1 protein-coding gene is annotated in these 1,346 nt (G+C 64.3%); it reads left to right on the forward strand.

The features are described from left to right. A partial coding sequence (locus AB5Z52_RS17095; protein WP_368267147.1) for a hypothetical protein occupies window positions 1-1,346 on the forward strand: 1,346 nt, incomplete at both ends.

The raw sequence follows: 1,346 nt of genomic DNA on the forward strand, positions 1-1,346 counted from the left end.
ATCGACTATGTGAAGGGCGATGCGGGCGCCGCCAGGAAGTGGGCGCACATCGACGGCTTCCAGGCCACCGGTTTCGGGTGGAAGTCCAACCAGACGGACACGGCCGTCGACGGGCGAGCCCCCATCGCGGAAATCCAGCGGTCGAGGGACGGCTCCAACTATTACGGGGAGATCACCGCGAGCCAGGCCAACACGTACCTGTACCAGGACATCGACACGCGGCATGACTTCAGCACCGTGTACACGGTCAAGCTGAAGCACGCGAGCCGTACCCTTGCCATGGGCGTGGACAGCCTGCAGGTGCTGGTCGGCAAGCCCGGACACGAGCGGCCGGTCGAACTGACCCGCGTCGCCAGCGACGGCAAGGACCAGGTCGGCGAGAAGTCGAACGTCGTGGCCAGCGCGGTCTCGGGATGGGACGGCAAGTGGGACACCTACACGGGCAGCGTGATCATCCCCGCCGACCAGCCGGTCACCCGCTTCACGTTCAAGTCCATCACCGGCATCGACGACGTGCGGTTCGCCTACGCGTACCCGCTCTCCTATGACGCGAACGGCGGAACCAAGCAACAGGCCAGCCGGATCAGCTCGAAGACCTTCGGCAAGGCGTCCGAAACGGACGGCAAGGCGAAGACCATGCAGGACGCCTCAGGCCTGCCGGCCAACGCGGTACCGGCCGCCGACGCGGGCCAGGAGAAGCTGACGAACGGGGACTTCGAGTATCCGGGCGCCAGGAGCCTGCACATGGATCATTCGATAAACTGGTCCGCCGTGGAGCGCAAAAGCGGCGAACGGTTCGATCCCAATGCCTGCAAGTGGGTGAAGCTCGATGGTTTCGACGCCAACCGTTTCGGCTGGGATTCGTCCGAGACGGACGGCCCGAGCGTTGGCGCGCCGAACCAGCGCCGCGCCAACGAGGTCGAGCTCCAGCTCGACAGGAACGGCAACATATATGCGGAGCTCGCCGCCAACCAGGCGGGAACCTCCATCAGACAAACGATCAGAACCGTCAAGGACGTGGCCTACACGGTCTCGCTCAAGCACGCCAGCCTGACCGACGATTACGTGGATCGCATGCGCGTGGTGATGATCGCCGCGGACGGCACACGCACCGTCGTTCCCATGACCCGCACCGTTTCCAACGGGCATGGAGACAAGGTCGGCGAGAAATCCGAAGTGATCGCCACGAAGGTGACGAACACCGACGCGCGCGACCACGCGAAGCAGTGGGAGACGTACACGGGCACGTATATAGCCACCGGCGGTTCGACCACGTTCACGTTCGAAAGCGTGGATAGCCGCCAGGCGAACCTGGGCAACCTGCTGGATGATGTGAGCTTCAAGAC

This window comes from Enterococcus sp. RTP21361st1_A6_RTP21361_211029, assembly GCF_040910045.1.
Classification (GTDB): domain Bacteria; phylum Bacillota; class Bacilli; order Lactobacillales; family Enterococcaceae; genus Enterococcus_D; species Enterococcus_D gallinarum.